The organism is Blastococcus sp. MG754426, from assembly GCF_021699055.1.
In the GTDB taxonomy this organism is placed as follows: domain Bacteria; phylum Actinomycetota; class Actinomycetes; order Mycobacteriales; family Geodermatophilaceae; genus Blastococcus.
The window spans coordinates 133,731-156,772 of record NZ_SSXC01000001.1; the positions used below are offsets into that span (position 1 = coordinate 133,731).

Below are 23,042 nucleotides of genomic sequence, written 5' to 3' on the forward strand. Positions count from 1 at the left end.
CCCGAACCGACGGACCAGAGCACCGAGAACGGACGAGGACGGCGAGACGATGACGACCGACGACCGAGGCGACAGCCCCGTGGCCGGCAAGGACGATCTGCAGCGCGCCGTGGAGGAGAAGGTGGCGCAGGCGGAGGCGGCCGCGGGCAGCGAGCCACCGGTGAACGCCGAGCCGGCCAAGAAGACGACGAAGCGCGCCGCCGCCAAGAAGGCGGCGCCGGCGAAGAAGGCCGCAGCCGCCAAGAAGGCGGCCCCGGCCAAGAAGACGGCCCCGGCCAAGAAGGCGGCCACGGCCGACGCGGCCACCGGCACCAGGGCGACGGCGGCCAAGCGGTCCACGGCCAAGAAGGCCGCCGCCGCACCCACCGCCACCGAGGCCACCCCGGAGCCCGGCAGCGAGGACACCGAGGTCACCGCCAACCCGGTGGTCGCGCCGGCGCCGATCGCCGAGCCCGGTGACGGTACCGGCGCCCCGGCCGGCCAGCCGGTCGCCCCCGACCCCGACCCGGCGACGCCGCCCACCCCGCAGGCGCCGGACGAGGACCGGGCCGGCTCCGCCGAACCCGCCGCGCCGGTCGTCCCCGCCGACGTCTCCCCTGCCGACGCCGCCGCGCCCGCCGGTGGCACCACCGCCGGCGCGGCCGGGGACACCGGCGTCGAGGAGTTCGGCGAGGAGGACCTGCGGGCGATCGTCGAGGGCTGGTCGCGCGACCCCCACCGCATCCTCGGCGCCCACCGCACCGCCGAGGGCTGGGCGGTGCGCACGCTGCGCCCCGACGCGGTGAGCGTCGCCGTCCTCGACGAGGACGGCAGCCGCCACGAGGCCGGGCAGCTGCACGGGGGCGGCATCTACGAGGCGACCCTCCCCCGCCAGCCCGGGGACTACCGGATCGAGGTCGTCTACGGCGACGGCCAGGGCGGGACGACGACGCACACGGTCGACGACCCCTTCCGCTGGCTGCCCACCCTGGGGCCGGTCGACGAGCACCTCATCCGCGAGGGGCGCCACGAGCGGCTGTGGGAGGTGCTCGGCGCGCACGTGCGGCGCTACGAGACCCCGCGCGGCACCGTCGAGGGCGTCTCCTTCGCCGTCTGGGCGCCCAGCGCGCAGGGCGTCAAGGTCACCGGCGACTTCGACTACTGGCAGGCCCGCGCCTACCCCATGCGGATGCTCGGCTCCTCCGGCGTCTGGGAGATCTTCGTCCCGGGCGTGCAGGTGGGCACCCGGTACCGCTACCACGTCCTGGGCGCCGACGGCACGTGGCGGGAGAAGGCCGACCCGCTCGCGTTCGCCACGGAGGTGCCGCCGCTGAACGCCTCCGTCGTCACCGAGTCCACCTACGAGTGGGCCGACGACGCCTGGCTCGAGCAGCGCGCCGAGGCCGGGTGGCACCAGCGCCCGATGAGCGTCTACGAGGTGCACGCCGGTTCGTGGCGCCAGGGCCTGTCCTACCGCGAGATGGCCGACCAGCTCGTCGACTACGTCCGCGACGCAGGGTTCACCCACATCGAGTTCATGCCGCTCGCGGAGCACCCGTTCGGCGGCTCCTGGGGCTACCAGGTCACCTCCTACTACGCGCCGACGTCCCGCTACGGCACCCCGGACGACCTGCGCTACCTGATCGACCGGGCGCACCAGGCCGGCATCGGCGTCATCGTGGACTGGGTGCCCGCCCACTTCCCCAAGGACGAGTGGGCGCTGGCCCGCTTCGACGGCACCTCGCTCTACGAGCACGGCGACCCGCGCCGGGGCGAGCAGCTGGACTGGGGCACCTACGTCTTCGACTTCGGCCGCTCCGAGGTCCGCAACTTCCTCGTCGCCAACGCGCTGTACTGGTGCAAGGAGTTCCACGTCGACGGCATCCGCGTCGACGCGGTCGCCTCGATGCTCTACCTGGACTACTCCCGCAGCGAGTGGGTGCCCAACCAGTACGGCGGGCGGGAGAACCTGGAGGCGGTCGCCTTCCTCCAGGAGTTCAACGCGACCGTCTACCGCGAGGTCCCCGGCGTCGTGACGATCGCCGAGGAGTCCACCGCCTGGCCGGGCGTCACCCGGCCCACCCACCTGGGCGGCCTGGGCTTCGGCTTCAAGTGGAACATGGGCTGGATGCACGACTCGCTCTCCTACGTGGAGCGCGAGCCGATCTACCGCAGCTACCACCACGGCCAGCTCACGTTCTCGATGCACTACGCGTACAGCGAGAACTACGTCCTGCCGATCAGCCACGACGAGGTCGTGTACGGCAAGGGCTCCATGCTGCGGAAGATGCCCGGGGACCGGTGGCAGCAGCTGGCCAACCTGCGCGCCTACCTGGCCTACATGTGGGCCCACCCGGGCAAGCAGCTGCTGTTCATGGGGTCGGAGTTCGCCCAGGACTCGGAGTGGGCGGAGAGCCGCTCGCTGGACTGGTGGCACCTCGACGACCCCGCGCACCGCGGCATGCTGCAGCTGGTCACCGACCTCAACGGCCGCTACAAGGAGTGCGACGCCCTCTGGTCGCAGGACGTCGACCCGGCCGGGTTCCAGTGGATCGACGCCAACGACGCCTCGGGCAACGTGCTGTCCTTCCTGCGCTACGGCGCCGCGCCGCAGAACGCGTCCCCCGCCGCCGCGGCGGAGGGTGAGGAGCAGACCGGGGCCGCGGAGGGCTCGGTGCTGGCCTGCGTCGTCAACTTCTCCGGCGCCCCGCACCACGAGTACCGGATCGGGCTGCCCCGCCCCGGCCAGTGGCGCGAGGTGCTCAACACCGACGCCGAGGGGTACGGCGGCTCCGGCGTCGGCAACTACGGCGGCATCGAGGCCGAGCCGGAGCCCTGGCACGGCCAGCCGTACTCGGCGACGATCTCCGCCCCGCCGCTGGGCACCGTCTGGTTCCTGCACGAGGGCTGATCCCCGATCCGACCCACCCCGACCGCGCCGCTCCGGTGCGGCCGGGGTGGTGCCCGGTCCGCCGGAGCACCGGGCATGCTGTGCGGCGCACGCCCGCCCGCCCGTGGAGGAACGCCCCCGATGAGATCCCTGCTGCGCCGGGTGGCCCCCGCGGTCGTCGCGGGGCTGCTGCTCACCGGCTGCGCCACCGGCGCGGTGCGGGGCCAGGCGACCCCGCCCGACGGCGGACCGGTCGACGTGCCCGCCGACGAGTTCCCCGTCACCGGGGCGGGCGACGAACCGATCGACCAGTTCGCCCGCAACGCCCTCGCCGACCTCGTCGTCTTCTGGACCGACGCCTACCCCGAGCACTTCGGCGAGGAGTTCACCCCGCTGCGGGGCGGCTACTTCTCGGTCGACTCCGAGGGCCTCGACGAGAGCGCCTACCCGGAGACGGGGATCGGCTGCCAGGGCTCCTGGACGGCACCGGAGGACGTCGCCGGCAACGCGTTCTACGACCCCGCCTGCGACGTGATCGCCTACGACCGCGCCCTGCTGCAGGAGCTCTCCGACGACTACGGCCGCTTCCTGGTGCCCGTGGTGATGGCGCACGAGTTCGGCCACGCCATGCAGGGGCGCTTCGGGTTCGCCGAGTCCGGCCGCAGCATCCTGGACGAGACCCAGGCCGACTGCCTGGCCGGCGCGTGGACGCGCTGGGTCGCCGACGGGCAGGCCACCCACGTCTCGCTGCGCGAGCCGGAGCTCGACGACGTGGTGCGCGGGTACCTCCTGCTCCGCGACGACGTGGGCAGCGACCCCGACGACGTCGAGGCGCACGGCTCCTACTTCGACCGGGTCTCCGCGTTCTACGACGGGTTCGAGCGTGGCCTGGACACCTGCCGCGACGCGTTCGGCGAGGACCGGCTGTTCACCGCCGCGGAGTTCACCCCCTACGACCTCGACCAGGGGAACGCCGCGTTCGACGACATCGTCGACTGGGTCGGCACCACGCTGCAGGCCTTCTGGGGCGAGGTCTTCCCGGCCGCGTTCGGCGGGGAGTTCGACGAACCGGAGGTCGCCGGGTTCACCGGGCGCGCGCCGGGCTGCGACGGGCTCGACGGCCGGGACCTGGGCTACTGCGCCGAGGACGGCACCGTCTACATCGACGAGGCCGACCTGGCGGTGCCCGCCTACGACGAGATCGGGGACTTCGCGCTCGCCACCGCCATGGCCCTGCCCTACGCACTGGCGGTGCGCGACCAGGCCGGCCTGTCGGTGGACGACGGCGAGGCGATCCGCTCGGCGGTCTGCCTCACCGGCTGGTACCAGGCGCAGTGGTACGACGGCGAGTTCGCCGACGTCGTCGGGGCGGAGATCAGCCCGGGCGACCTCGACGAGGCCGTCCAGTTCCTGCTGCGGTACGGCGTCGAGGAGGACGTCTTCCCGGGGACCGACGCCTCGGGCTTCGAGCTGGTCGGCGCCTTCCGGAACGGGTTCCTGGACGGCGGGGAGGCCTGCGGGATCGGCGGCTGACCCCCGCCTAGAAGAGCGCGGCGGTGAGCTGGCGGCGCGCGGACGCGACGCGGGGGTCGGCGTCGCCGACGACCGCGAAGAGCTCCACGAGGTGCTTGCGGGCCGCGTCCCGGTCCTCTCCCCCGGTGCGGCGGACCACGTCGAGCAGCCGGTCGAAGGCCCCCTCGATGTCGCCGGTGCCCAGGAGGAAGTCGGCCGCCCGGGTCTGCGCGGCGACGTCGTCGGGCGCGGCGTCCGCGGCGGCCAGCGCGTCGGGGCCGGCCTCCTCGGCCCGCCGGAACAGCTGCACCTGGCGCAGCGCGATACCGGCGTCGGGGTGGTCGGGCTCCTCGGCGAGGATCGCCTCGTAGGCGGCCTCGGCCGCGGCCAGGTCACCCCGCTCGAGCGCTGCCTCGGCGGCGTCCAGCCGCGGGTCCTCCACGTCGGCCTGCGGCTCGGCGCCGGGGACCGCCCCACCGGTGGTGGCCTGCACCAGCTCGGTGACGAACTGGCGGGCCTGCTCCTCGGGGATCGCGCCGGTGAACTCGGCGACCAGCTGCCCCTGCCACACCGCCTTGACGGCGGGGATGCCCTGGACGCGCAGCCCCTGGGCCAGCGCCGGGTTCGCCTCCACGTCGACCTTCGCCAGCACCCAGGAGCCGCCGCCCTCGACCGCCAGCCGCTCGAGCACCGGGGAGAGCTGCTTGCACGGCCCGCACCACTCGGCCCACAGGTCGAGCACGACCGGCACCTGGAACGACCGGTCCAGCACCTCGGCCTGGAAGGTCGCCTCGGTGACGTCGACGACCGCGCCACCGGGGGCGCCCGCCGGCGCGGTGGCGCTCGGCGGCGGCGCGGCCTGGGCGCGCGCTGCGGCCTCCGAGCGCGCCTTGACGGCGGCGAGGTCGACGGCGCCGGCCATGGCGGCGGCCATCTGCGCCTGCTGTGCCTGCGCGCGCGGGTCGGGACGTCCGGGGCGGGTGGGCTGCATGGGACCGATGATCCCACCGGTGGTTCCGGCACGGGCCCGTAGGGTCCTGCCGGAGACACCGGGGTGCCGCCCGTCGGCACAGGGGGCGGCACTCGCCGGAACGGCTCAGCGCAGCTCGGGAACGCCTCCTGGCCGCGGTCGGAGCGCGGAGCGCGACAGTGCGCTCAGAAGCGGGCCGGTTCGGTGTAGCCGCCCCACTCGGCGCGGAGTGCGTCGCAGATCTCGCCCAGGGATGCCTCGGCGCGCACGGCGTCGAGCATCGCCGGGACCATGTTGGCCTCGGTCCGCGCGACCTCGACGAGGCGTGCGACCGCCGCGCGGGCGGCGTCGTCGTCCCGCTGCTGCCGGCGCACGGCGAGCTCCGCCTTCTGCTCGACCTCCACCTCGTGGCTCACGCGGAGGATGTCCAGCTTGTCGTGCGCGTCCACCGAGCCGACCAGCGTGTTCACGCCGACGACCTTCTTGTCGCCCTTCTCCAGCGCCCGCTGGTAGGTGAACGCCGCCTCGGCGATCTCGCCGGTGAACCAGCCGTCCTCGATCCCGCGCAGGATGCCGCTGGTCATCGTCCCGTCGGTGCCCATGTCCTTGATGCGGGTGAAGATCTCCTCCGCCTGGCGCTCGAGCTCGTCGGTGAGCGCCTCGACGTACCAGGAGCCGCCGAGCGGGTCGGCGACGTTCATGACCCCGGTCTCCTCGGCGATGACCTGCTGGGTGCGCAGCGCGATCTGCGCGGCCTTGGCGCTGGGCAGCGCCAGTACCTCGTCCAGGGCGTTGGTGTGCAGCGACTGGGTGCCGCCGAGGACCGCGGCCAGCGCCTCCACCGCCGTCCGGGTGATGTTGTTGTCGGGCTGCTGGGCGGTGAGGCTGACGCCGGCGGTCTGGGTGTGGAAGCGCAGCTGCTGCGCCTTCTCGGTCGTGGCGCCGTAGACGTCGCGGAGCCAGCGGGCCCAGATGCGGCGCGCGGCGCGGAACTTGGCGATCTCCTCGAAGAAGTCGATGTGCGCGTCGAAGAAGAACGACAGCCCGGGGGCGAACTGCTCGACGTCCAGGCCGCGGGAGAGCCCGAGCTCCACGTAGGCGAAGCCGTCGGCCAGCGTGTACGCGAGCTCCTGCGCGGCCGTCGAGCCGGCCTCACGGATGTGGTAGCCGGAGACGCTGATCGGCTTGTACGCCGGGATGTTCTCGGCGCAGTACTCCATGAGGTCGCCGATCAGGCGCAGGTGCGGCTCCGGCGGGAAGAGCCACTCCTTCTGCGCGATGTACTCCTTGAAGATGTCGGTCTGCAGCGTGCCGTTGAGCCGGCCGGTGTCGGCGCCCTGGCGCTCGGCGGCGACCAGGTACATGCAGAACACCGGGACGGCCGGGCCGCTGATCGTCATCGACGTCGTGGTGGCCTCGAGGTCGATGCCGTCGAAGAGCTCGTCCATGTCGACGGCGGTGTCCACGGCCACGCCGCAGTGCCCGACCTCCCCGAGGCTGCGCGGGTCGTCGGAGTCGCGGCCCATGAGCGTGGGCATGTCGAAGGCGACGCTCAGCCCGCCGCCGCCCTCGGCCAGGATCATCTTGTAGCGCTCGTTGGTCTGCCGGGCGTTGCCGAAGCCGGCGAACTGCCGGATCGTCCAGGCCCGGCCGCGGTAGCCGGTGGCGTGCAGACCCCGGGTGAACGGGAACTCGCCGGGGTAGCCGATCCGGTCGAACCCCTCGACGGCGCCCTCGTCGGCCGGGCCGTACACCGGGTCGACCTCCACCCCCGACAGCGTGGTGAAGTCCGCGTCGCGGACCCGCCCGGCGGCCAGCGCCGCGTCGTACCGCTGCTGCCACCGCTGCCGGGCGTCGTCGCTCATGACGAGATGCTAGGACGTCCAACTATCGTGTGTCGAGCGTCACGGCGAGTCGCCGGCGACGTCGCCCGCACCCAGCCGCACGCGGCGCAGCGTCGTGAACAGCGCCTCCTGCTCGTCCTCCGCCAGGTCCGCCAGGCCGAAGTCGATCGCGGTCAGCGCCCGGGTCCCCTCGTCCACGACGGCACGGCCGCGCTCGGTGATCGCGGCCAGGACGCCGCGGCCGTCGGCCGGGTTCGGGCGGCGGTCGACGTACCCGGCGGCGGCCAGCCGGTCGATGGCGTTCGTGACGCTCGTCGGGTGCACCATGAGCCGGCTGCCGATCACCTTCAGCGGCAGCTCCCCCGACCGGCTGAAGGTGAGCAGCACCAGCACCTCGTAGCGGGCGAAGGTCAGCTCCAGCGGGCGCAGCACCCCGTCGAAGCGGGCCAGCAGGATCTGCTGCACGCGGAAGACCGACGTCGCCGCCCGCATCGCCGACGACGGGCCGAAGTGCGTCTCCCACTTCTCCCCGGCGCGCTCGATCGGGTCGAACGGCAGCCCCAGCGGTCGGACCATGCGCGGCACGGTACCTGCGCGCCCCGGACGCCCCGGATCACCGCGGGACGCACGCGGGTCAGCGCAGCGGCGGCCGGAGCGGGGGGACGTGCCGCACGCCGAACACCTCGCGCAGGGCGACGCGCGCGGCCTGGTCGCCGCAGGCGCCGTGGACGGCCGGACCGGGCGGGGTCGCCGAGGACGCGAGGTACACCCCCGGGACCGGCGTCTTGTAGGTGTTCCAGCGCGGGACCGGCCGGGCGAGCATCTGCCGGAGGGTGGTCTGCCCGTTGGAGATGTCACCGCCCAGGTAGGTGGGGTTCCACTGCTCCATCTGGACGGCGCTCTTCGTGTGGCGGTCGACGACCGTGTCGCGGAAGCCGGGTGCGAACCGCTCGACCTGCCGCTCGATCGCCTCGGTCATGTCGACGTCGGAGCCGTGCGGGACGTGCACGTAGGCCCAGAAGATGTGCCCGCCGTCCGGCGCCCGGCTGGGGTCGGGCACCGTCGGCTGCACGGCGAGCACGTAGGGCCGGTCGGTGAGGCGGCCCTCGTTGGGCGCCCGCTCCCCCTCGATCGTCTCCTCCAGGGTGCCGGCGACGTGGACCGTGCCGGCACGGCGGACGTCGGCGTTCGCCCAGGGCACCGGCTCGGAGAGGATCCAGTCGATCTTGAAGACGCCGGCGCCGTGCCGGTAGCGCCGGACCCAGCGGCGGTAGCCCTCGTGCACCCGGTCGCCGGCCATCGCCACGAACGCGTCGGGCGTGGTGTCGAGCAGGACCGCGGGCACCCCCTCGAACTCCCGCAGATCGGTGACCAGGTGCCCGGTGACCACCTCGCCCCCCTGCTCCTCGAGGGCGGTCACCATGGCGTCGGCAAGCTGCTGCGACCCGCCCTCGACCAGCGGCCACCCGACGTGGTGGGACAGCATCGCGAGCAGCATGCCCAGCGCCGAGGTCAGCGGCCGGCGGAGGTCGAGCATCCCGTGGGCCGCGGCACCACCCAGCAGCGCGCGCCCCTCGGCGGTGTCGAAGTACCGGTGCGCCAGCCAGCGGACGTCGGGCAGGCCGGTGAGCCCGAACCGGGCGATCTGCACGGGGCTGCGCGTCGGCAGGCTGCGCAGCCGGCTGGTGAGGAAGAAGTCGACGATGTCGCCGCCGTGCTCCACGAGCGGCCTGAACAGCCGGCGGTAGGCGTCGGCGTCCGCGCCCAGCCCGGCCGCGGTTCGCTCCAGGGAGCGGTGGGAGACCGCCGCGCGGCCGCCGTCCAGCGGGTGCGCGAAGCTGACGTCCGGGTGGACGAGCCGGACCCCGCGCGACGGCAGGTCGAACTCGCGGAAGAAGGGTGCCGCGGCGGCCAGCGGCTGCACCGTCGAGCAGACGTCGTGGTGGAACCCGGCGCGGATGAGCTCCTCGGTGCGCATCCCGCCGCCGGGTCGCCCGGCCGCCTCGACCACCTGCACCCGCAGGCCCGCGGCGGCGAGCCGGAGTGCGGCGGCCAGCCCGTTGGGGCCCGCGCCGACGACGACGGCGTCCGGCTTGCCGTTCACTGCCGCAGTCCGTTCACCCGCCCCATCCTGGCGGGTGGGCGACCGACCTGCTCGGTCAGAGGCTAGAGCTGGCCGAGCAGTTCGTCGGCGGCGCGGTAGGGGTCGGTCCCGCCGCCCACCACGGCGTCGGCCAGCGCACCGAGCGCCGCGGACCCGCGCACGTCGCCCATGCGCTCGCGCAGCGTGGCCAGCGCGATCGCCTCGATCTCGCGCGCGGCCCGCTCGCTGCGCCGGCGGTGCCGCTCGCCCGAGGACTCCAGCCACTGCCGGTGCTCCTCGATCCGGGCCAGCACCTCGTCGACGCCGTTGTCGGTGTCGCGGGCGGCGACCGTGCGGCAGATCGGCGGGCGCCAGTGCCCGGCCTCGGAGTGCCGGCCGCCGAGGGAGAGCATGTAGCGGAGGTCGCGGACCGTCTGGTCGGCACCGTCCCGGTCGGCCTTGTTCACCACGAAGACGTCGGCGACCTCGAGGATCCCGGCCTTGGCCGCCTGGATGCCGTCACCCATGCCGGGGGCGACCAGCACGAGCGTGGTGTCGGCGAGCGAGGCGATCTCCAGCTCCGACTGCCCCACCCCGACGGTCTCGATGAGCACGACGTCGCAGCCGGCCGCGTCGAGCACGCGCAGCGCCTGCGGGGTGGCCCACGAGAGCCCGCCGAGGTGCCCGCGGGAGGCCATCGAGCGGATGAAGACGCCGCTGTCGCCGGCGTGGTCCTGCATGCGCACGCGGTCGCCCAGCAGCGCGCCCCCGGAGAACGGCGACGACGGGTCGACGGCGAGCACCCCGACCCGCTTGCCGGCCTGCCGCAACGCGCGCACCAGCGCCGTCGTCGACGTCGACTTGCCCACGCCGGGCGAGCCGGTGAGGCCGATCACCTGGGCGTGGCCGGTGTGCGGCGCCAGCGCGGCGGCCACCTCGCGCAGCGCGGGGCTGGCGTCCTCCACCAGCGAGATCAGCCGGGCCACCGACCGGGCGTCGCCCTCGCGGGCGCGCTCGACCAAGGTCGGGACGTCGACGGCCCGGCGCCCCCGCCGGCCGCGCGGGCCGGTGGGGGCGTCGGGCTGGACGGCGAGGCCGTCCGTCACGCCTTCGCGGGCACGTGCAGGATGAGGGCGTCGCCCTGACCGCCGCCGCCGCAGAGCGCCGCGGCGCCGACGCCGCCGCCGCGGCGGCGGAGCTCGAGCGCCAGGTCCAGGACGATCCGCGCCCCGCTCATGCCGACCGGGTGCCCCAGGGCGATGGCGCCACCGTTGGGGTTCACCTTCTCCGGGTCGATGCCGAGCTCGCGGGTGGAGACGATGCCGACCGCGGCGAAGGCCTCGTTCAGCTCGACCAGGTCCAGCGACCTCGGGTCGATGCCCTCGCGCTCGCAAGCCTTCTGGATCGCCCGCGACGGCTGGCTCTGCAGCGTCGCGTCCGGGCCGGCGACGACGCCGTGCGCGCCGATCTCGGCGATGACGGTGCAGCCGAGCTCCGCGGCCTTCTCGGCGCTCATGACCACGACCGCGCAGGCGCCGTCGGAGATCTGCGAGGCGGTGCCGGCGGTGATCGTGCCGTCCTTGGCGAAGGCCGGCTTCAGCTTCGCCAGGCTCTCCGCGGTGGTGTCGGGGCGGATGCCCTCGTCCTCGCGGAACTCGATGGGGTCGCCCTTGCGCTGGGGGATGAGGACGGGGGTGATCTCCTCGTCGAAGATCCCGTCCTTGGCGGCGCGCGCGGCCTTCTGGTGGCTGGCGGCGGCGAACTCGTCCTGCTCCTCGCGGGTCAGGTCGTACCGGCTGTTGGCCTGCTCGGTGAGCGCGCCCATCGCCACCTGGTCGAAGGTGTCCGAGAGGCCGTCGTGGGCCATCGAGTCGATGAGCTTGGTGTCCCCGTACTTGGTGCCGGTGCGGGAGCCCGCCAGCAGGTGCGGCGCCTGGGTCATGGACTCCATGCCCCCGGCGACGACGACGTCGTACTCGCCGGCGCGGATGAGCTGGTCGGCCAGCGCGATGGCGTTCAGGCCGGAGAGGCAGACCTTGTTGATGGTCAGCGAGGGCACCGACATCGGGATGCCGCCGGCCACCGCGGCCGGGCGGGCGGGGTTCTGGCCGGCGCCGGCCTGGATGACCTGGCCCATGATCACGTAGTCGACCTGGTCGCCGGAGATGCCGGCCCGCTCGAGCGCGGCCTTGATGGCGACGCCGCCGAGGTCGGCCGCCGAGAAGTCCTTCAGCGAGCCGAGCAGCCGGCCCATCGGGGTCCGGGCGCCGCTGACGATGACCGAGCGGGACATGCTGCCTCCAGTGCCGGGCCGCCGCCGGTGGCGACCTCGTTGTCGGGACGCACCGCGACGGTGGTGCCGGCGCGGCGTCGGGCCTTCCGGGAAGGATAGGACGGCCGCCCGACGGGCGGCAGGGCCGATCGAGTGGCCCGGGTCACGGCACCGGCGTGAGGCCCACCACACCGACCTGTCGTCTCAGACGTCTTGACGGCACTATGCCTGCGTGAGCACCGACGCCGAGCGCCCCGGGCTGCCCGAGGGCCTGCTGACGACCATCGACCACGTGGGCATCGCCGTCCCGGACCTGGACGAGGCGATCGCCTTCTACGCCCGAGCCTTCGGGGTCCACTCGGTGCACGAGGAGACCAACGAGGAGCAAGGGGTCCGCGAGGCCATGCTCGCCGTCGGCACCGGCGAGACGCGGATCCAGCTGCTCGCGCCGCTGACCCCGGAGTCCACCATCGCCAAGTTCATCGGCCGCTCCGGGCCGGGGCTGCAGCAGCTCGCCTTCCGGGTCGACGACGTCGAGGCGGTGAGCGCCACGCTGCGCGAGCGCGGGCTGCGGCTGCTCTACGACACGCCCAAGCGCGGCACGTCGGACAGCCGGGTGAACTTCGTCCACCCCAAGGACGCCGGCGGCGTCCTGGTCGAGCTCGTCGAGCCGGCCGCGACGAGCTCGCACTGACCACCGCGCACCGACCACCCCGGAGCCAGCGGTTACCCATCGGTAACCTCTCCGCACCCGCACCGCCCTCCGAGCCCGGCCGACCACGGCCACCGATGACCCGGGAGAACGCGTGAACGAGATCAGGGACGCCATCCTCGCCGACCAGCTGGACGCCCTCGGCGGCCTGGCCGTGCCGGAGTCCTACCGCGCCGTGCTGGTCCGCAAGGACGAGCAGGACATGTTCGTGGGCCTGCCCACCAAGGAGAAGGACCCGCGCAAGTCCCTCCACGTCGAGGAGGTCCCGACGCCGGAGCTCGGCCCGGGCGAGGCGATCGTGGCCGTCATGGCGTCGTCGGTGAACTACAACACCGTCTGGACGTCGATCTTCGAACCGGTCTCCACCTTCGGCTTCCTCGAGCGCTACGGCCGCGTCTCCGAGCTCACCAAGCGGCACGACCTGCCCTACCACGTGGTGGGCTCGGACCTGGCCGGCGTCGTCCTGCGCGTGGGCCCCGGGGTCAACAAGTGGAAGCCGGGCGACGAGGTCGTCGCGCACTGCCTCTCGGTGGAGCTCGAGGACCCGGCCGGGCACGACGACACGATGATGGACCCGCAGCAGCGCATCTGGGGCTTCGAGACCAACTTCGGCGGCCTCGCGGAGCTGGCGCTGGTCAAGAGCAACCAGCTCATGCCCAAGCCCGCGCACCTGTCGTGGGAGGAGGCGGCGAGCCCCGGGCTGGTCAACTCGACCGCCTACCGCCAGCTGGTGAGCAAGAACGGCGCCAACATGAAGCAGGGCGACGTCGTGCTCATCTGGGGCGCCTCGGGCGGCCTGGGCTCCTACGCCACCCAGATGGCGCTCAACGGCGGCGCCATCCCGGTGTGCGTGGTGAGCAGCCCGGAGAAGGCCGAGATCGTCCGCCGGATGGGCGCCGAGCTGGTCATCGACCGCTCCGCCGAGGGCTACCAGTTCTGGAAGGACGAGGACACCCAGGACCCGAAGGAGTGGCAGCGCTTCGGGAAGAAGATCCGCGAGCTGACCGGTGGCGAGGACGTCGACATCGTCTTCGAGCACCCCGGCCGGGAGACCTTCGGGGCCAGCGTCTACGTGGCCAAGAAGGGCGGCACGATCATCACCTGCGCGTCCACCACCGGTTACATGCACGAGTACGACAACCGGTACCTCTGGATGAACCTCAAGAAGATCCTGAGCTCGCACTTCGCCAACTACAAGGAGGCGTGGGAGGCCAACCGGCTCATCGACAAGGGCCTCATCCACCCGACCCTGTCGAAGGTCTACCCGATGGAGCAGGTCGGCCAGGCCGCCCTCGACGTCCACCGCAACGCCCACCAGGGCAAGGTCGGCGTCCTGACCCTCGCCCCCGAGGAGGGGCTGGGCGTCAAGGACGCCGAGAAGCGCGCGAAGCACATCGAGGCGATCAACCGCTTCCGCGGCATCTGAGGACCCCGTCCAGAGGCTCACCGGGGGCCGGGCCGCGCTCGCGATCCGGCCCCCTGCGCGCACCGCCCGGCGTGTCGGCCGGGACGCCCGGGACATCTGGGACCGACCCCGCCCGGGACGGTGACGAGCCCCTGCCCTTCTGCGAGGATGGCGACCATGAACGACCCCCGCCGCGACATGCCGGTGCACGAGGCCCAGCACTCGTTCGACGTGGTCCTGCGGGGGTACGACCGCAGCCAGGTCGCCGACACGATCGAACGGCTCGAGGCGGACTTCCGCATCGCGCTCGCCGACCGCGACGCCGCCGTCGCGCGCTCCTCCGACCTGGCCAGCCAGCTGTCGGCGCTCCACGGCGAGATCGAGACGCTGCGCCGCAAGGCGGCGAACGCCGCGGCCCCCACCTTCGAGAACATCAGCGAGCGCATCCAGCACATGCTGCAGCTCGCCGAGGAGGAGGCCGCGGAGATCCGCCGCGCCGCCGAGGCCGACGCCATGGCCGTGCGCGAGCAGACGGCCGCCGAGGAGCGGGCACTCCTGGAACGCCACGCCGCCGGCCAGGCGGAGGTGGAGCGGATGATCGCCGAGGCGCGGCAGAGCGCCGAGCAGATCGCGCAGAAGGCGCAGCAGCGGGCCGACGAGCTGGTCGCCAAGGCGCAGGAGCGGGTCGCCCGGCTGGACGCCGAGTCCCAGGCCCGTCGCGCCAAGGTCGAGGAGGACTTCGACATCGCCCAGCGCGCCCGCCGCGCCGAGGCCGCCCGGGCCGAGGAGGAGCGCGAGCGCGTCTCCACGCAGGCCGCCCGCCAGCGCATCGCCGCCGCGGAGCAGCATGCCGCCCAGCTCGTGGCCGACGCCGAGGCCCGCGCCGAGGCCATCCGCGAGGTCCGCGACGAGCTCACCAGCCGGCTGGTCCAGGCCCGCCGCCTGCTGGACGACCTGCCCGACCTCGGGGACCGCCCGCAGGGCCCCCGCGACGATGCGCGTGCCGACGCCGGCACCGAGCGCCGCCCGCAGCCGACCGCCCGCACCCCCGAGGCCGCCCCCCAGCAGCCCGCTCGCCCGCAGACCGCTCCCCAGCAGGCGGCTCCCCAGCAGCCCGCGGCGCAGCCGGCCACCGCACCCCAGCCGGTCCGGGCCGCGGAGCCCGAGCGTCCGGAGGCACCGGCCCCGGCCGGCGGGCCGCAGACGGGGCAGCAGCCCGCGGTGCAGGTCCCTCAGGGCGAGGCTGCCGCGGCCCGCCAGCCCACCCGCTCCGATCCGGTGACCGCCACCTTCCCGGCCGTCCAGCGGGCCGAGCCGACGACGCGCGCGCTCCCCCTGCCCCCGCGACCGACCGCCGGAACGGCCCCTGCCGGGCAGGAGTCGGAGGAGTCGGTCGACGAGCCGGTCGGCCGCTCCTGACGCAGGTCGGCTCCCCGCGCACCCGGCGCCGCTCCCCGGTCCGCGCCGGCCTCCTCGCGCTCGCGCTGGCGGTCCTGCTGGGCGGCCTGGCCGCACCGGCGAGCGCTGCGGCCGGGGAGACCGGTACCGCGCTCCTGCGGGTCGCCCACCTCTCCCCCGACACCCCGGCGGTCGACGTCTCGCTGACGCCCGCGGCACCGCCCGGTGAGTTGCTCACCGATCCCGGCCCCGATCTCGCCACCGGGATGGGGTACGGCGGGGTGAGCGCCTTCGCCGAGCTGCCCGCGGGTGCGTACGCGGTCAGCGTCCGGGCCGCCGGCTCACCCGCCACGACGCCGCCGGTGCTCTCGGCCCGGCTCGAGCTCTCCGCCGGGCAGGCCCGCACGGTGACGCTCGCGGGCGCCTTCGCCGACCTCGCCCTCCAGCCGCTGGACGACGACCTCAGCGCCCCGCCCGCCGGCGCGGCGCGGGTGCGCGTGCTCGGGGCGGCGCCCGGCACCGGCCCCCTCGACGTCGTGCTCGACGGTGGGCCGCCGCTCGCCGAGGAGTTGCGCTCCCCGGGCGCCGCGACCCCCGTGACGGTGCCCGGCGGCCGGTACCGCGCCCGCCTGCCCTCGACCGGCGACGACGCCGAGGTCGACCTGCCCGCGGGCTCGGTGCGGACGGTGCTGGTCCTGGCACGACCCGGGGGTGGTATCGAGCTGCGGGTCGTGGCCGACGCCACCGGTCCCGCGGTGCGACCCGCGGGCGGGGTCGATGCAGGAGGCGGCCCGGCGGGCCCGCTCGCCGGCCGGCTGCTCCGCGCCGTCTCCGCCGCGGTCGGGGGACCCGCGGCGGCGCGGCCGGTGCCGGCAGCGCCGGTGCGGCTGCGCGTCCCGGCCGCCGGGATCGACGCGTCGGTGGTCGGCGCCGGGCTGGACGGTGGCGGCGCGCTTTCCCCGCCGGCGGACCCCGCCCTCGTCGGCTGGTTCACCGGGAGCCCCCGGCCCGGCGCCACCGGCCCCGCGGTGCTCACCGGGCACGTCGACTGGGCGGGACGCCCCGGGGCGCTCGGCCGGCTCGACCGGGTAGCCCCTGGTGACGAGGTGCTGGTCGAAGGAGCCGACGGCGGCGTCGCCCGGTTCCGGGTGACCGCCGTGGAGCGGTACGCGAAGGACGCGTTCCCCGGCGACGCCGTCTACGCCCCGACCCCGGCCGCGGAGCTCCGCGTGATCACCTGCGGCGGGGCGTTCGACGCGGCGACGGGCAGCTACCGGGACAACGTGGTGGTCTCGGCCCGGCTGGCCGGCTGAGCGCGGCCGCTACCTGCGCCGCTGCCGCGAGCGCCAGCAGCCGGTGTGCCAGTGCCGCCGGCGGTCGGCCGCCGAGTCGACGTCCCACGGGTCCAGGTCGGAGTCGCGGACGTAGGCCGGCCAGGTCACCACGTGCGGCGTGCCCGGGCGGATCTCCTGGTCGCAGCCCGGGCAGCGGTAGGTCTTGCCGGTGGCGGCACCGGTGATCGGCCGGACGACCCAGTCGCCGTCGCCGGCCTCCTCGACCGGGTCGACGCGCCGGGCCGGTCCCCGGCCAGCAGGTCGGGGACCGGCCCGGGGACGGCGACGGGGCACCCGTCAGCGACCGGCGTAGTCCCGGAACCCGCGGCCGGTCTTGCGGCCGAGGTAGCCGGCCGTCACCAGGTGCTCCAGCAGCGGGGCCGGCGCGAAGCCCGGCTCCCGGAACTCCGTGTAGAGCTCCTTCTCGATCGCGAGCGAGACGTCGAGACCCACGACGTCCAGCAGCTCGAAGGGCCCCATCGGGTAGCCGCAGCCGACCTTCATCGCGGCGTCGATGTCGTCGGCGGTGGCGTAGTGCGCCTCCAGCATCTTCACCGCGTCGTTCAGGTAGGGGAAGAGCAGCGCGTTGACGATGAAGCCGGCGCGGTCGGTGCAGGAGACGGCGTGCTTGCCCAGCTGCGCCGAGACGGCGTGGATGGTGGCGGCGACGTCGGGTGCGGTGGAGATCGTGGAGACGACCTCGACGAGCTTCATCACCTGCGCGGGGTTGAAGAAGTGCATGCCCACGACGTCGGCCGGGCGGCCGCTGGCCTTCGCGCACTCGATGACCGGGAGGCTCGAGGTGGTGGTGGCCAGCACCGCGCCCGGCTTGGCGATCTCGCCGAGGTTCGCGAACAGGGCCTCCTTGACCGGCAGCGACTCGACGACGGCCTCGATGACCAGGTCGCGGTCGGCGAGGTCGTCCAGCGACGTCGTCCCCGAGACCCGGCCCAGGATCTCCGCCTTCGCCGCCTCCTCGAGGCGACCGCGCACGACCTGCTTGTCCAGCGACTTGCCGAGCGCCGTGGTGACGGCCTCCACCTTCTCGGGCGAGCGCGCGACGAACCGCACGTCGTACCCGCCCTTGGCGACGACCTCGATGATCCCCGTGGCCATCGTGCCCGAGCCGACGACGCCGACGGTCCGCACGTCGCGGGCACCGGCCGCGGCACCACCCGGGGTGGGCGTCCGGTCGTCCGGGACGACCTCGGCCGAGCCGGGCTCGGCGTAGGTGTAGAAGCCGCGGCCTGACTTCCGGCCCAGCAGGCCGGCGGTCATCATCTGCTTGATCACCGGGCTGGGGGCGTGCAGCCGGTTCCGCGACTGCTTGTACATCGTGTCGAGGATCTCGTAGGCGGTGTCGATGCCGATGAGGTCCATGAGCGACAGCGGGCCCATGGGCAGGCCGCAGCCCAGGCGCATGGCGGCGTCGATGTCCTCGCGCGAGGCGTAGCGGTTCTCGTACATCGACACCGCGTGGTTGAGGTAGCCGAACAGCAGCGCGTTGGCGATGAACCCGGCCTTGTCGCCGATCGTCACGTCCACCTTGCCCAGGCGGTCGGCGAGCGCCTCGACGGTCTCGACGACCTCGGGCTCGGTGACGACGGTGCGGACCACCTCGACGAGCTTCATGACCGGCGCCGGGTTGAAGAAGTGCATCCCGATGACCTTGCTCGGGCGGCCGGTGACCACCGAGAGCTCGGTGACCGAGAGGCTGGAGGTGTTGGTCGCCAGGATCGTGTCCGGCGGGCAGATCTTGTCCAGCTTGGCGAAGACGTCGGCCTTGAGCTCCATCCGCTCCGGGATGGCCTCGATCACCAGCTCCGCGTCGGCCAGGTCCTCCAGCGAGGTGGAGAAGCGGATCCGCTCGAAGATGGCGTCCCGGTCGGCGGGGTCGAGCTTGCCGCGGGCGACCGCCCGGTCGGTGGACTGCTCGACGTGGCCGCGGCCGCGGGCCAGCGCCTCGTCACCGGTCTCGACGGCGGTGACCGACAGCCCCGCCCGCGCGAGCACCTCCGTGATGCCGGCACCCATGGTGCCCAGCCCCACGACGCCGACCTCGTTCAGTTCCCTGGCCACGTTGCCGTCTCCCATCGCCGGTGATGGCGGGAAGTCTCTCATCACGGCGGACGGCGGTCCCCGGCCCCTCTGCGGGCGGCCCGCTCAGAACAGGCGCTGGGACGGGTCGTCGGTGCCCTTGAGCACGGCGTAGTCGACGGTGACGCAGTCGATGCCGCGGTCCTGGGCGAGCACCCGCGCCTGCGGCTTGATCTCCTGCGCGGCGAACACGCCCTTGACCGGGGCCAGCAGCGGGTCGCGGTTGAGCAGCTCCAGGTAGCGGGTGAGCTGCTCGACGCCGTCGATCTCGCCCCGGCGCTTGATCTCGACGGCGACGGTCCCCCCGTCGGCGTCCCGGCAGAGCAGGTCGACCGGGCCGATGGCGGTCGGGTACTCGCGGCGCACCAGCGACCACCCCTGCCCGAAGGTCTCCACGTGCAGCGCGAGCAGCCGCTGCAGCTCCGCCTCGACGCCGTCCTTCTGCAGCCCCGGGTCGACGCCGAGATCGTGCGCGTGGTCGTGCTCGACGGCCTCGATCGTGATGATCAGCTGCTCGCCGGCCTTGTTGGTGACCGTCCAGGTGCCGCTGCCGTCGACGAGCTCGTCCTTCAGCGTGCAGGGCGGTGTCATCCAGTTGAGCGGCTTGTAGGCGCGGTCGTCGGCGTGGATGGACACCGAGCCGTCGGCCTTGACCAGCAGGAGGCGGGTCGCCATGGGCAGGTGGGCGGTGAGCCGACCGACGTAGTCGACCGAGCAGCGGGCGATGACCAGGCGCACGGGCGCCGACGCTACCCGCGCCGCGGCGGGTGGCCGGACCCGGTGCCGAGTTCCGGAAAGACGCCGGTGCGGAAGCGTGGTCCTCCGGGCCCCCGGCGTCCCAGAATGGGGGCGTGAGCGCAGCGGCGGCGACCGGCACCCCTCAGACGGACCGGCCGGCCGGCGACTGGGTGCACTGGCTGCTCGACGCCGCCCGCACGCGGCTGGGCATGGAGGTCGCCTGGGTGTCGCTCTTCACCGAGGGCAGCCAGCTCATCACCGCCGCGACCGGTGACCTCGACGCCATGAACGTCCAGGAGGGCATGCGGGCGCCGCTGGAGGGCTCCTACTGCGTGCGGGTGCTCAGCGGCCAGCTGCCCGCCGTCGTCACCGGGGCCGGGCGCGACCCCCGGACGCGCGACCTGGAGGTGACCGGCGAGCTGGGCATCGGCTCCTACGTCGGCGCCCCGGTCCGGGGGCCCGACGCGCGCCCCATCGGGATGCTCTGCTGCCTCAGCCGGGACGCCGGCGCGCAGCTGGACGGCGAGTCCGTCCGCACCGTCGAGCTGCTGGCCGACCTGATCAGCGACCACTTCCGGCAGGCCGGTGCCGGCACCGCGCCCGACCTCGCCGCCCGCCGCGCCCGGGTGCGCGCCTTCCTGGCGCAGGGTGCGGTCGAGGTCCACCTCCAGCCGGTGGTCGAGCTGACGACCGGGCGCACCGCCGGGTACGAGGCGCTCAGCCGCTTCCCCGGCTGGGGTGGCGACGGGCCCGCGGCGCTGTTCGCCGAGGCCGCCGCGGTCGGGGTCGGCGTCGAGCTCGAGGAGGCGGCGCTGCGCGCGACGCTGGCCGGGGCCGGCCGGCTGCCCGATGGGCTGACGCTGGCGGTCAACCTCTCACCGGACGCCCTGCTCTGCCCGACCGTCGTCGACGCGCTGCTGGAGCACGCCGGCTGCCCGCTGGCCGTGGAGATCACCGAGCACAGCCGCGTCGACGACTACGAGGCGGTCGTCGCGGTCACCCGGGGGCTCCGCCGCGCCGGCGTCGCGGTGAGCGTGGACGACGCGGGCGCCGGCTACGCCAGCCTCCGGCACATCCTGCGGCTGGACCCCGACGTCATCAAGCTCGACATCGGGCTGGTCGTGGGGCTGCACACCGACCCCGCCCGGCAGGCCATGACCTCGGCGATGGTGGCGTTCGCCGACGAGACCGGCGCGCGGCTGGTGGCCGAGGGCGTCGAGCACACCGAGGAGCGCAACGTCCTCGTCGCCCGCGGGGTCCGCTACGGGCAGGGGTACCTGCTCGGCCGCCCGCGGCCGGCGGCCGAGGTGCTCGGCGGATCGCCCGCCTGAGCTCCCCGGGGAACCTCCCGGCCACCCCGGCCCGTCGTCAGGGGTATGAGCACCCGCCCCCTGCGCATCGCCGGCCTGCTGGCCCTGGCCCTGCTCCTGACCGCCTGCGCCGACACCGGCGGTGGTGCCGGCGGGTCCCCGGCGGAGCCGTCGTCCCCCGCCGGCGACGACGCCACCGTCGTGCTCCAGGTCAGCGAGGTCGGCGGCTTCACCACCCCGGCGATGCTCGCCGCACGGGTGCCCTCCGCCACGCTGTACGCCGACGGCCGGCTGATCACCGACGGCCCGGTGATCGCCATCTGGCCGGCCCCCGCGCTGCCGAACCTGCAGGTGCACCGGCTGGGCGACGGTGGCGTGCGCGACCTGGTCGACCGCGCGATCGCCGCCGGGGTGACCGAGACCGGCGACCTCGGCACCCCGCCGGTCGCCGACGTGACCAGCACCCGCTTCACCGTCCGCACCGGCGGGGAGACGGTCACCCGGGAGGTGTACGCCCTGGGCATGGGCGCCGGACCCCGAGGGGAGCTCGACCCCGGGATCACCGAGGAGCAGGCGGCCGCCCGCGCCCGGCTCTCGGAGCTGGCCGAGGCGCTGCGCGACCCGGTCGCCGCGCTGGGCGCCGACCGGGTGAGCGGCCCCGAGCCCTACCAGCCGGAGGCCGTGGCCGCGGTGGTGAGCCCCTACGTCGAGGTGGATCCCCCGCAGGCCGAGCTGCCGTGGCCGGGCCCGGCGCTGCCGGGTGAGCCGATCGCGCCCGGGACCACGTGCGTGACGGCCACCGGCGAGCAGGCGCAGGCGGTGCTGCGGGCGGCCGCGGAGGGCAACGCGGCCACCCCGTGGGTCGGCGAGGACGGGTCACGCTGGTCGGTGGTGCTGCGGCCGCTGCTGCCGCACGAGTCCGGCTGCGCGGACCTGACCGACCGATGAGCGACGGGCCCGGATCTCGTGCCGAGGTCCGGGCCCGTCGGAGACCCGCCGCCTACGCGGTGGCGGGCTGCCGCAGGTCGGCGTCCACGCCGGCGCGCTCCTCGGCCGGGGCGAGCGGGTCGACCGTCCGCGTCGACCGGTAGCGCTCGAGGTCGAGGATGCCCTCGCGCTTGGCCACGATCGTCGGCACCAGCGCCTGGCCGGCCACGTTCACCGCGGTGCGCCCCATGTCGAGGATCGGGTCGACCGCCAGCAGCAGGCCCACGCCGGCCAGCGGCAGGCCGAGGGTGGACAGCGTGAGGGTCAGCATGACCACCGCGCCGGTGACGCCGGCGGTGGCCGCGGAGCCGACGACCGACACCAGGGCGATGAGCAGGTAGTCGGTCAGGCCCAGGTCCACCCCGAAGAACTGGGCGACGAAGATGGCCGCCAGCGCCGGGTAGATCGCCGCGCAGCCGTCCATCTTCGTCGTCGCGCCCAGCGGGACGGCGAAGGAGGCGTAGGACCGCGGGACGCCCAGGTTCTGCTCGGTCACCCGCTCGGTCACCGGCAGCGTGCCGATCGACGAGCGCGAGACGAAGGCGAGCTGGATGGCGGGCCAGGCGCCGGCGAACCACCGCAGCGGCGAGATGCCGTGCAGCCCGAGCAGCACCGGGTAGACGACGAACAGCACCAGGGCCAGACCGGCGTAGACGGCGCCGGCGAAGACGCCGAGCGAGCCCAGGGACTCCCAGCCGTAGCTGGCGACGGCGTTGCCGATCAGGCCGACCGTGCCCAGCGGCGCGAGCAGGATGACCCACCACAGCACCTTCTGGACGACCGCCAGCGCGGAGCGGACGACGCCCAGGAAGGGCTCCGCCGCCTCGCCGACCTTGAGCACCGCGACGCCGATGGCGACGGCGATGACGATCAGCTGGAGCACGTTGAACGACAGCGCACCCTCGGCCGAGCCCTGCAGGCCGAGGACGTTGCCGGGCACGATGCCGCCCAGGAAGTCGAACCAGGAGCCGGTGCGGGTGGGGTCCTGCTGCGCCGCGGCGTCGACCGAGCTGTTGCGGCCGGGCTCGGTGAGCAGGCCGAGCCCGATGCCGATGCCGACGGCGATGAGCGCCGTGACGGCGAACCACAGCAGCGTCTGCCCGGCCAGCCGCGCGGCGTTGGAGACCTGCTTGAGGTTGGCGATGCTGACGATCACCGCGGTGACGACCAGCGGCGGGACCAGCGTCTTCAGCAGCGTGACGAAGGTGCTGCCGATGGTCTGGAGGGTGGTGGTGAGCCAGTTGGGCGAGCCGTCGGCGACGGGGCCGATCTCCCGGGCGAGGAAGCCGAGGGCCACGCCCACGACCAGGCCGAGGAGCACCTGCGCCGCGAAGGGCACACGGCGGGGACGAGCGAGCACGAGGTTTCCGTTCAGAGGGGGTGGAGGAGCGGGTGGGGGCGCGTCAGCCCCGACAGCGCTCCACCGTCACGCGGCCGAAGTCGACGGTGCGCCGCCGCGTCAGCCCCCAGATGTTCTGCACGCGTGTGTCAGTCCCCCAGCACCTCCGGGC

General features: G+C 74.3%; 18 protein-coding genes. 8 read left to right on the top strand and 10 right to left on the bottom strand.

Annotated elements, in window-relative coordinates; genetic code table 11:
* The first annotated feature begins 49 nt into the window (after positions 1 to 49).
* Together glgB and E9549_RS00670 are read left to right on the top strand one after the other, a co-directional pair.
* Positions 50 to 2,890, top strand: coding sequence for a 1,4-alpha-glucan branching protein GlgB (gene glgB / locus E9549_RS00665; protein ID WP_236824645.1), 2,841 nt, complete (start codon positions 50 to 52; stop codon positions 2,888 to 2,890).
* Positions 2,891 to 3,010: 120 nt separating this feature from the next.
* Positions 3,011 to 4,402 (top strand): hypothetical protein, encoded by a 1,392-nt coding sequence (locus tag E9549_RS00670; RefSeq protein ID WP_236824646.1) that lies wholly within the window; start codon positions 3,011 to 3,013, stop codon positions 4,400 to 4,402.
* Positions 4,403 to 4,409: 7 nt separating this feature from the next.
* Here the strand turns inward: E9549_RS00670 and E9549_RS00675 are convergent, their stop codons facing one another.
* The 6 genes from E9549_RS00675 to E9549_RS00700 all read right to left on the bottom strand — a co-directional run bounded on the left by E9549_RS00675 (position 4,410) and on the right by E9549_RS00700 (position 11,571).
* Positions 4,410 to 5,372 (bottom strand): tetratricopeptide repeat protein, encoded by a 963-nt coding sequence (locus E9549_RS00675; RefSeq protein ID WP_236824647.1) that lies wholly within the window; start codon positions 5,370 to 5,372, stop codon positions 4,410 to 4,412.
* A gap of 164 nt (positions 5,373 to 5,536) precedes the next feature.
* Positions 5,537 to 7,216 carry a methylmalonyl-CoA mutase gene (locus E9549_RS00680; RefSeq protein ID WP_236824648.1) on the bottom strand — a complete coding sequence of 560 codons (1,680 nt, stop codon included), beginning with the start codon at positions 7,214 to 7,216 and terminating at the stop codon, positions 5,537 to 5,539.
* A 39-nt stretch (positions 7,217 to 7,255) separates the two neighbouring features.
* Entirely contained in the window at positions 7,256 to 7,771 is a 516-nt protein-coding gene (locus E9549_RS00685) for a MarR family winged helix-turn-helix transcriptional regulator (protein WP_236824649.1), read from the bottom strand.
* Between the two features lie 58 nt (positions 7,772 to 7,829).
* Positions 7,830 to 9,299 carry an NAD(P)/FAD-dependent oxidoreductase gene (locus E9549_RS00690; RefSeq protein ID WP_236824650.1) on the bottom strand — a complete coding sequence of 490 codons (1,470 nt, stop codon included), beginning with the start codon at positions 9,297 to 9,299 and terminating at the stop codon, positions 7,830 to 7,832.
* A 62-nt stretch (positions 9,300 to 9,361) separates the two neighbouring features.
* The gene (meaB, locus tag E9549_RS00695; protein WP_236824651.1) at positions 9,362 to 10,384 is read right to left on the bottom strand and encodes a methylmalonyl Co-A mutase-associated GTPase MeaB; all 1,023 of its coding nucleotides are present in this window, start codon (positions 10,382 to 10,384) and stop codon (positions 9,362 to 9,364) included.
* On the bottom strand, positions 10,381 to 11,571 hold the full coding sequence (locus tag E9549_RS00700) for an acetyl-CoA C-acetyltransferase (protein WP_236824652.1): 1,191 nt from the start codon (positions 11,569 to 11,571) through the stop codon (positions 10,381 to 10,383). Before E9549_RS00700 ends, meaB begins: the two co-directional genes overlap by 4 nt.
* 211 nt (positions 11,572 to 11,782) lie before the next feature.
* Here E9549_RS00700 and mce point away from each other — a divergent pair, with 211 nt between their 5' ends.
* The 4 genes from mce (at position 11,783) to E9549_RS00720 (ending at position 16,378) form a co-directional block, all read left to right on the top strand.
* Entirely contained in the window at positions 11,783 to 12,244 is a 462-nt protein-coding gene (mce, locus tag E9549_RS00705; RefSeq protein WP_236824653.1) for a methylmalonyl-CoA epimerase, read from the top strand.
* A gap of 112 nt (positions 12,245 to 12,356) precedes the next feature.
* The gene (gene ccrA, locus E9549_RS00710; RefSeq protein ID WP_236824654.1) at positions 12,357 to 13,688 is read left to right on the top strand and encodes a crotonyl-CoA carboxylase/reductase; all 1,332 of its coding nucleotides are present in this window, start codon (positions 12,357 to 12,359) and stop codon (positions 13,686 to 13,688) included.
* Between the two features lie 156 nt (positions 13,689 to 13,844).
* A complete protein-coding gene (locus E9549_RS00715) occupies positions 13,845 to 15,086 on the top strand; it encodes a hypothetical protein (protein ID WP_236824655.1) in 1,242 nt (413 codons plus the stop codon).
* 134 nt (positions 15,087 to 15,220) lie between these two features.
* Positions 15,221 to 16,378, top strand: coding sequence for a class F sortase (locus E9549_RS00720; RefSeq protein WP_255714447.1), 1,158 nt, complete (start codon positions 15,221 to 15,223; stop codon positions 16,376 to 16,378).
* 9 nt (positions 16,379 to 16,387) lie between these two features.
* On the opposite strand, the gene E9549_RS00725 is transcribed toward E9549_RS00720, so the two are convergent.
* From E9549_RS00725 to nucS, 3 genes are all read right to left on the bottom strand, one after another.
* Positions 16,388 to 16,693, bottom strand: a complete 306-nt coding sequence (locus E9549_RS00725; RefSeq protein WP_236824656.1) for a hypothetical protein — start codon at positions 16,691 to 16,693, stop codon at positions 16,388 to 16,390.
* A 3-nt stretch (positions 16,694 to 16,696) separates the two neighbouring features.
* Positions 16,697 to 18,478, bottom strand: coding sequence for a 3-hydroxyacyl-CoA dehydrogenase family protein (locus tag E9549_RS00730; protein WP_236824657.1), 1,782 nt, complete (start codon positions 18,476 to 18,478; stop codon positions 16,697 to 16,699).
* An 84-nt stretch (positions 18,479 to 18,562) separates the two neighbouring features.
* A complete protein-coding gene (gene nucS, locus E9549_RS00735; RefSeq protein ID WP_236824658.1) occupies positions 18,563 to 19,234 on the bottom strand; it encodes an endonuclease NucS in 672 nt (223 codons plus the stop codon).
* Positions 19,235 to 19,347: 113 nt separating this feature from the next.
* Between nucS and E9549_RS00740 the strand changes: the two genes are divergently transcribed.
* The gene (locus tag E9549_RS00740; protein ID WP_236824659.1) at positions 19,348 to 20,565 is read left to right on the top strand and encodes an EAL domain-containing protein; all 1,218 of its coding nucleotides are present in this window, start codon (positions 19,348 to 19,350) and stop codon (positions 20,563 to 20,565) included.
* 45 nt (positions 20,566 to 20,610) lie between these two features.
* Entirely contained in the window at positions 20,611 to 21,492 is an 882-nt protein-coding gene (locus E9549_RS00745) for a hypothetical protein (RefSeq protein ID WP_236824660.1), read from the top strand.
* 52 nt (positions 21,493 to 21,544) lie between these two features.
* Here the strand turns inward: E9549_RS00745 and E9549_RS00750 are convergent, their stop codons facing one another.
* On the bottom strand, positions 21,545 to 22,891 hold the full coding sequence (locus tag E9549_RS00750; protein ID WP_236824661.1) for a dicarboxylate/amino acid:cation symporter: 1,347 nt from the start codon (positions 22,889 to 22,891) through the stop codon (positions 21,545 to 21,547).
* Between the last annotated feature and the right edge of the window lie 151 nt (positions 22,892 to 23,042).

Bases quoted from the DNA above. Each gene is read 5' to 3' on its own strand.
- E9549_RS00685 (WP_236824649.1), bottom strand. From the start codon at position 7,771: ATGGTCCGACCGCTGGGGCTGCCGTTCGACCCGATCGAGCGCGCCGGG.
- E9549_RS00680 (WP_236824648.1), bottom strand. From the start codon at position 7,216: ATGAGCGACGACGCCCGGCAGCGGTGGCAGCAGCGGTACGACGCGGCG.
- E9549_RS00715 (WP_236824655.1), top strand. From the start codon at position 13,845: ATGAACGACCCCCGCCGCGACATGCCGGTGCACGAGGCCCAGCACTCG.
- glgB (WP_236824645.1), top strand. From the start codon at position 50: ATGACGACCGACGACCGAGGCGACAGCCCCGTGGCCGGCAAGGACGAT.
- E9549_RS00745 (WP_236824660.1), top strand. From the start codon at position 20,611: ATGAGCACCCGCCCCCTGCGCATCGCCGGCCTGCTGGCCCTGGCCCTG.
- E9549_RS00670 (WP_236824646.1), top strand. From the start codon at position 3,011: ATGAGATCCCTGCTGCGCCGGGTGGCCCCCGCGGTCGTCGCGGGGCTG.
- E9549_RS00675 (WP_236824647.1), bottom strand. From the start codon at position 5,372: ATGCAGCCCACCCGCCCCGGACGTCCCGACCCGCGCGCGCAGGCACAG.
- E9549_RS00700 (WP_236824652.1), bottom strand. From the start codon at position 11,571: ATGTCCCGCTCGGTCATCGTCAGCGGCGCCCGGACCCCGATGGGCCGG.